At 71.8% G+C, this 7,062-nt stretch carries 8 protein-coding genes; 5 read left to right on the top strand and 3 right to left on the bottom strand.

Going from position 1 to position 7,062, the window contains the following annotated elements; all coding sequences use genetic code 11:
- Positions 1-507 (bottom strand): TerD family protein (locus HW445_RS14040; protein WP_180221356.1); only part of this gene is annotated, 507 nt, incomplete at its 3' end.
- 172 nt (positions 508-679) lie between these two features.
- Between HW445_RS14040 and HW445_RS14035 the strand changes: the two genes are divergently transcribed.
- The 5 genes from HW445_RS14035 (at position 680) to thpD (ending at position 5,021) form a co-directional block, all read left to right on the top strand.
- On the top strand, positions 680-1,285 hold the full coding sequence (locus HW445_RS14035; protein WP_180221355.1) for a TIGR03086 family metal-binding protein: 606 nt from the start codon (positions 680-682) through the stop codon (positions 1,283-1,285).
- A gap of 413 nt (positions 1,286-1,698) precedes the next feature.
- Entirely contained in the window at positions 1,699-2,256 is a 558-nt protein-coding gene (gene ectA / locus HW445_RS14030) for a diaminobutyrate acetyltransferase (RefSeq protein ID WP_180221358.1), read from the top strand.
- Between the two features lie 113 nt (positions 2,257-2,369).
- Positions 2,370-3,641 carry a diaminobutyrate--2-oxoglutarate transaminase gene (gene ectB, locus HW445_RS14025; RefSeq protein WP_180221354.1) on the top strand — a complete coding sequence of 424 codons (1,272 nt, stop codon included), beginning with the start codon at positions 2,370-2,372 and terminating at the stop codon, positions 3,639-3,641.
- Positions 3,642-3,702: 61 nt separating this feature from the next.
- Positions 3,703-4,101 (top strand): ectoine synthase, encoded by a 399-nt coding sequence (locus HW445_RS14020; RefSeq protein WP_180221353.1) that lies wholly within the window; start codon positions 3,703-3,705, stop codon positions 4,099-4,101.
- An 80-nt stretch (positions 4,102-4,181) separates the two neighbouring features.
- The gene (gene thpD, locus HW445_RS14015; protein WP_180221357.1) at positions 4,182-5,021 is read left to right on the top strand and encodes an ectoine hydroxylase; all 840 of its coding nucleotides are present in this window, start codon (positions 4,182-4,184) and stop codon (positions 5,019-5,021) included.
- A gap of 43 nt (positions 5,022-5,064) precedes the next feature.
- Here the strand turns inward: thpD and HW445_RS14010 are convergent, their stop codons facing one another.
- Both HW445_RS14010 and HW445_RS14005 read right to left on the bottom strand, forming a co-directional pair.
- Positions 5,065-6,111, bottom strand: coding sequence for an aminotransferase class V-fold PLP-dependent enzyme (locus HW445_RS14010; RefSeq protein ID WP_180221352.1), 1,047 nt, complete (start codon positions 6,109-6,111; stop codon positions 5,065-5,067).
- Positions 6,112-6,219: 108 nt separating this feature from the next.
- On the bottom strand, positions 6,220-6,930 hold the full coding sequence (locus HW445_RS14005; RefSeq protein ID WP_180221351.1) for a DsbA family oxidoreductase: 711 nt from the start codon (positions 6,928-6,930) through the stop codon (positions 6,220-6,222).
- Positions 6,931-7,062 lie beyond the last annotated feature (132 nt).

Raw genomic sequence — 7,062 nt, 5'->3', positions numbered from 1 at the left:
GGCGGGCTCCTCCACGGAGACTCCGAAGTCGGTGGCGATGCCGGCCAGTCCGTCGGCGTACCCCTGGCCCACGGCGCGGGCCTTCCAGGCGCCGTTGCGCCGGTAGATCTCCACCACCACCAGGGCCGTCTCGGAGCCGAGGGAGGGCGGGGTGAAGGTGGCGAGGACGGAGCCGTCGGCGGCGTCGCGGACGGTGGCGGTGGGCTCGATGCCCTGGAACGTCTGGCCCGCCGCGTCCGGGCTGGCCGTGACCACGATCTTCTCGATGGCCGGGGGAACCGCGGCGGTGTCCACGGTGATGGCGTCGGGAGCCGCCCCGCCGCCCGAGCGGTAGGTCACGCCCGGTCCGGCCGGCTGGTTGTAGAAGATGAAGTCGTCGTCGGAGCGCACCTTGCCGTCGGCGGTGAGCATCAGGCCCGAGACGTCCAGCCGCACCGGTGCGGCGACCTCGACCGTCACACGGGCGGGGCTGAGCGGGATGTTCGAGCCAGGTGTCATAGCGGTCATGTGAGGGAGAACGAGCGGGACGCTTTTACCGTTCCCTTACCGGGGCCGGACGGGTGGGATCCGGGGGAGAACGGTGGATTCCCCCCTCCGGCGGGATCCGCCCGGGCAGGAGCGCGGCACGTTCCCCCGCGACGGCACACCCCACCACGGCACACCTCACCGGAGGCTCCCGATGACCGGCGCACCGCTCGACCTCGGACCCCAGGCGCACGAGCTGGCGCGGCTGGCGCGAGGCGTGGACGACACCGCCCTCAACCGCCCCACCCCCTGCCCGGACTACGCGGTGCGCCACCTGCTGGCCCACCTGGAAGGGCTGTCCGCGGCCTTCCGGGACGCCGCCCGCAAGCGGTTCGGCCCCACCACCGACACCTCGCCGGACACCGCCCTCCCCGAGCTGCGGCCGGGCTGGCGCGACCGGCTGCCCGAGGTGCTCGGCGAACTCGCCGAGGCCTGGCGCGAGCCGTCCGCGTGGCAGGGGACGACCCGGGCCGGCGGGGTCGAGCTGCCGGGGGCCGCCGCCGGCGCGGTGGCGACCGACGAACTCGTCGTCCACGGCTGGGACCTGGCCCGGGCGACCGGCCAGGAGTACCGCCCGGATCCCGCGGCGCTCGCGTCGGCGTACGCCTTCCTCGCCGAGACCGCGCAGGGTCCGGAGGAGGAACGTGCCGCCGTCTTCGGCCCCGTCGTCCCCGTCCCGCAGGAGGCGCCGCTGGTGGACCGGGCGATCGGCCTCAGCGGAAGGGACCCGCGCTGGCCGGACCTCCCTCCAGGACGGTGACGTGAAATCCGGGGAAACACGAAAGCGTTTCCCCGGGAAATGGATAGTGGAATTGAAAGGCTGATGCACCGCTCGTTCCCTATTCGCTCATGCCCATGGAGCGGCGGACCAAACGTCAAGATCCCGCGAAGATCGAGAGGGTCTTCCGAGGGTGTCGGCGCAGTGTTACGCCAATGTAATCAGGCTCACACCGCGTCCGTTTTGTCGTATTGATCCGGCATGAATGACGCAAAACGGCCTCCTGCCTCGCCCCGCTTCACGCCCGCCTGATACCACAGCTCGTCCGGACACGTAACCCTGCGGGGGAATGCATTTCTTATTTCTGCTGGGTAAGTTCAATTCGCATGACTGCCCTTCAAGCAGCCCCGACGCAGACGACGCAGACGACGACGCAGACGACGACGCAGACGACGATGAAGACGACGCAGGCAACGACGAAGACGGCCTCACCGGAATTGTCCGGCGGATTCCGTGACGGATTCCGCGTCGACCGCCCGAACGTGGCCGACGGCGCCGCCCTGTGGCGCATCGCCCGTGACTCCCGGACGCTCGACCTCAACTCCTCCTACAGCTACCTGCTGTGGTGCCGCGACTTCGCCTCGACCTCGGCGGTGGCCCGCACCGAGGACGGCCGGGTCGCCGGCTTCGTGACCGGATTCCTCCGCCCCGAGGACCCGCGGGTCCTGCTGGTGTGGCAGGTGGCCGTCGACGAGCGGTACCGCGGCCACGGGCTGGCCGGCCGGATGCTCGACGAGCTGGTGGCCCGGGTCGACCGCGACAGCGAACTCGGCGTGGACACCGTCGAGACCACCGTCACCCCCGGCAACCGGGCGTCCGAGCGCCTCTTCGCCTCCTTCGCCGCCCGCCACGGCGCCGACCTGACGCGCGAGGTCCTGTTCGCCGCGGAGCGGTTCCCCGCCGAGGGCGAGGCCCACGCCCCCGAGGTGCTGCACCGCATCGCCCCGCTGTGAGCCCCGGGGACACGCACCGGAGACCGCCCACGCGCCCCGGACCCCCTGCCGTCGCAGCGCGGCAACGCCCCGAGCCCTTCCCCCTTCCTTCGTCCCACGAGGAGTCGCACCCCGTGACCGTCACCCAGCCCGACCTGACCGTCTTCGAGTCCCTGGAGTCCGAGGTCCGCAGCTACTGCCGCGCCTGGCCCACCGTCTTCGACCGCGCCCAGGGCAGTCACATGTACGACGAGGAGGGCCGGGCCTATCTGGACTTCTTCGCGGGTGCCGGTTCGCTGAACTACGGCCACAACAACCCGGTGCTCAAGCGGGCCCTGCTCGACTACCTGGAGCGCGACGGGGTCACCCACGGCCTGGACATGTCGACGACGGCCAAACGCGCCTTCCTGGAGACCTTCCACCGCCTGGTGCTCCAGCCCCGCCACCTGCCGTACAAGGTCATGTTCCCGGGCCCGACCGGTACCAACGCCGTCGAGTCGGCCCTCAAGCTGGCCCGCAAGGTGAAGGGCCGCGAGGCGATCGTCTCCTTCACCAACGCCTTCCACGGCATGTCGCTCGGCTCGCTCGCCGTCACCGGCAACGCGTTCAAGCGGGCCGGCGCCGGCATCCCGCTGGTGCACGGCACGCCGATGCCGTTCGACAACTACTTCGAGGGCAAGGTCCCCGACTTCCTCTGGTTCGAGCGGCTCCTGGAGGACCAGGGGTCCGGCCTCAACAAGCCCGCCGCCGTGATCGTGGAGACCGTGCAGGGCGAGGGCGGCATCAACGTCGCCCGCCCCGAGTGGCTGCGCGCGCTCGCCGATCTGTGCGAGCGGCAGGACATGCTGCTGATCGTCGACGACATCCAGATGGGCTGCGGCCGTACCGGCGCCTTCTTCTCCTTCGAGGAGGCGGGCATCACCCCGGACATCGTCACCGTCTCCAAGTCCATCAGCGGCTACGGCCTGCCGATGTCGCTCTGCCTGTTCAAGGGCGAGCTGGACGTGTGGGAGCCGGGCGAGCACAACGGCACCTTCCGCGGCAACAACCCGGCCTTCGTCACCGCCACCGCCGCCCTGGAGGCCTACTGGTCCGAGGGCGACGCGCTGGAGAAGCAGACCCTGGCCCGCGGCCTCCAGATCGACCAGGCGCTGGCCCAGATCACCGCCGAGAACCGCCCCCACGTCAAGGAGTACCGGGGCCGTGGCCTGGTGTGGGGCCTGGAGTTCCACGACAAGGAGCGGGCCGGCCGGGTGGCGCGCCGCGCCTTCGACCACGGCCTGCTCATCGAGACCTCCGGCCCGGAGAGCGAGGTCGTCAAGCTGCTCCCCGCGCTGACGATCACGCCCGACGAGCTGGACGAGGGCCTGCGGGTCCTCGACCGGGCCGTGCGCGAGACGGCGTGACGCGCCGTCGCACCACCCCGCACGACCGCCGAACGATCACCAGAGAGGTGAGCACAACACCGTGATAGTCCGATCCTTCAAGGAGATCGAGGGCACCGACCGGCATGTGAAGGCCGCCACCGGTACCTGGGAGAGCAAGCGCATCGTCCTGGCCAAGGAGGGCGTCGGCTTCTCCGTGCACGAGACGATCCTCTACGCGGGCAGCGAGACGACCATGTGGTACGCGAACCACATCGAGGCCGTCGTCTGCACCGAGGGCGAGGCGGAGCTCACCGACGAGACCACCGGTGAGACGTACCTGATCACGCCCGGGACCATGTACCTCCTCGACGGCCACGAGAAGCACACCATGCGGCCCAGGACGGACTTCCGCTGCATCTGCGTCTTCAACCCGCCCGTCACCGGACGGGAGGACCACGACGAGAACGGCGTCTACCCGCTGATCACCGAGGAGGTCTGAGCACCGTGTCCACCGCGACGACCGCACCCGCCGGCAACGGCCTCACCGACCTGTACCCCACCCGAGGGGCCCGGGAGGCGATGGTGCCCCGTCAGGACCCCGTCGTCTGGGGCGCCCCCGACGCGCCCGGCCCGATCCCGCCGCAGGACCTCGGGGCCTTCGAGCGCGACGGCTTCCTGGCGGTCGACCAGCTGATCACCCCCGAGGAGGTCCAGGTCTACCGGCGCGAGCTGGAACGGCTGGTGGGCGACCCGGAGATCCGCGCCGACGAGCGCTCGATCGTCGAGCCCCGGACACAGGAGATCCGGTCCGTCTTCGAGGTGCACCGGATCAGCGAGCTCTTCGCCAACCTGGTCGCCGACGAGCGGGTCGTGGGCCGCGCCCGGCAGATCCTCGGCTCGGACGTCTACGTCCACCAGTCCCGGATCAACGTCAAGCCCGGCTTCGGCGCCTCCGGTTTCTACTGGCACTCGGACTTCGAGACCTGGCACGCCGAGGACGGCCTGCCGAACATGCGGACCGTGTCGGTGTCGATCGCCCTCACCGAGAACTTCGACACCAACGGCGGCCTGATGATCATGCCGGGGTCGCACAAGACCTTCCTCGGCTGCGCGGGCGCCACCCCGAAGGACAACTACAAGAAGTCGCTGCAGATGCAGGACGCCGGCACGCCGTCCGACGAGGCGCTCACCGCCCTCGCCGGACAGCACGGCATCAAGCTCTTCACGGGCAAGGCCGGCTCGGCGACCTGGTTCGACTGCAACTGCATGCACGGGTCCGGCGACAACATCACGCCGTTCCCGCGCAGCAACGTCTTCATCGTGTTCAACAGCGTGGAGAACGCGGCCGTCGAGCCGTTCGCCGCACCGGTGCGGCGCCCCGGCTTCCTCGGGGCCCGCGACTTCACCCCGGTGCGCTGAGCGCCGGCGCGCTGAACACCGGCGCGCCGGGCGGCCCGCTCGCTCAGCGCGCCAGGACGTCGAGCAGACGGTCGACGTCCGCGGGGCTGTTGTAGAGGTGGAAGGCGGCCCGCAGACTGCCCGCACGGTCGGAGAGCTCGATCCCGGCCGCGGACAGTCCGGGCTGCCTTCCGCCCAGCCCCGGCACCGACACGATCGGCGAGCCCGGCGAGGGCAGCGGCTCGTGCCCCAGCCGCGCCAGCCCCTCGCGGAAGCGGTCGGCCAGCGCCAGGTCGTGGCGGTGGACCGCCTCCACCCCGAGCTCCTCGAAGAGCGCCAGCGAACGCGCGGCGGCGACCGGGGCCATGCTCTGCGGTTCGTCGAACCTCCGCGCGCTGCGGGCCAGTTCACCGATCGGCCCGTAACAGCTCGCCCACGGCTCCTCGCCCGCCACCCAGCCGGCCGACAGCGGACGCAGCCCGCCGAAGTCCTCCGGGACGGTCAGGAACGCCAGGCCGAACAGGGAGCACAGCCACTTGTGGGTGACGGTGACGGTGAAGTCGTACTCCCCGGCGTCCAGCGGGAGCCAGCCGGCCGCCTGGGAGACGTCCAGACAGATCCTGGCGCCGTGCGCCGCGGCGGCCGCGCGCAGCGCCGGCAGGTCGACCAGCCGGCCGTCGGCGGACTGGACCGCGCTGACGACCACCATCGCGGTCCCCGGACCGATCGCCTCCGGGATCTTCTCCAGCGCGACGGCGCGCACCGACAGGTCGCCGCGCACATGGAACGGGTTGACCAGCGAGCTGAAGTCGCCTTCCGCGGTGAGCACTTCGGCGCCCGCGGGGAGCGAGGCGGCGATCAGGCCGGAGTAGGCGGCCACCGAGGTGCCGACCGCCACCCGGCCGGGGGAGACGCCCATGAGCCGGGCGTAGGAGGCGCGCGCCTGCTCCACCGGTCCGAAGATGTCGGCGGGACGGCCGGTCGCGGCGTCCTCCAGGGCGGCGCGGACGGCGGCCGTGGAACGGGCCGGCAGCAGCCCGACGGCGGCGGTGTTCAGGAAGAGGTTCCCGGGACGGAATTCGGACGCGGCGGCATCGTCGAGGTTCGGCATGGACCCACGATGCCGCCACGGTCCGTGTCCCGTCCACGGGGCGTCCTGTCCCGACCACGTGGCGTCCTGGCCCGTCCGCAGGGCGTCCTCCCCGGGCCGCCGCGCGCGTCAGCGGGCGGGGACCTCGCAGCCCTCGGGGCCGCAGGCGTCCCCGTCGGAGAGGACCGTCAGCGGCGACCGCTCGCCCCACGCCTGGGTCAGGGCCTGGGAGAACAGCTCCGCCGGCTGCGCGCCGGACACCCCGTACCTGCGGTCGATGACGAAGAACGGCACCCCGGACACGCCGAGTTCCGCCGCCTCCCGCTCGTCCGCCCGCACCTCGTCCGCGAAGGCCGCCGGGTCCCCCAGCACCGTGCGCACCTCGTCCTCCGCCAGCCCGGCCTCCACGGCGAGCTCGACCAGGTACTCGTCGGCGTCGGCGAAGACGGACCGCTCCTCGGCGAAGTTGGCCCGGTAGAAGAGGTCCAGCAGCTCGGCCTGGCGTCCGCGCTCCTTCGCCAGCTGCAGCAGCCGGTGCAGGTCGAACGTGCCGCCGTGGTCCCGGCCCTCGGCCCGGTACGGCAGGCCCTCCCCGGCCGCCTGGGTGGCCAGGTTCGCCTCGCCCGCCCGCGCCTGCTCCTCGCTCATCCCGTACTTCTTCGCCAGCAGCCCGAGCACCGGCTCCACGTCGCCCTTGGCGCGCCCCGGGTCCAGCTCGAACGACCGGTGCACGACCTCGACGTCGTCCCGGTGGGCGAACGCCGCCAGCGCCTTCTCGAAACGGGCCTTGCCGACATAGCACCAGGGGCAGGCTATGTCGGACCAGATTTCCACACGCACGGGGCACTCCAGGGGTTCACGACGGTTCTCCAGAGCACCAACCGCCCGCCCGGCCGCCGCATTCCCGGCGGCCGGACGCGGGCACGGGCGGTCGCACGCGGGCGAGCACCCGTGAGTGGCCGGACCCGCGTG

This window comes from Streptomyces sp. UH6 (genome assembly GCF_013421635.1).
Classification (GTDB): Bacteria; Actinomycetota; Actinomycetes; order Streptomycetales; family Streptomycetaceae; genus Streptomyces; species Streptomyces abyssomicinicus.
The sequence above is the reverse complement of the archived record's forward strand: the minus strand, read 5'-3'. Positions and strand labels throughout refer to the sequence as shown.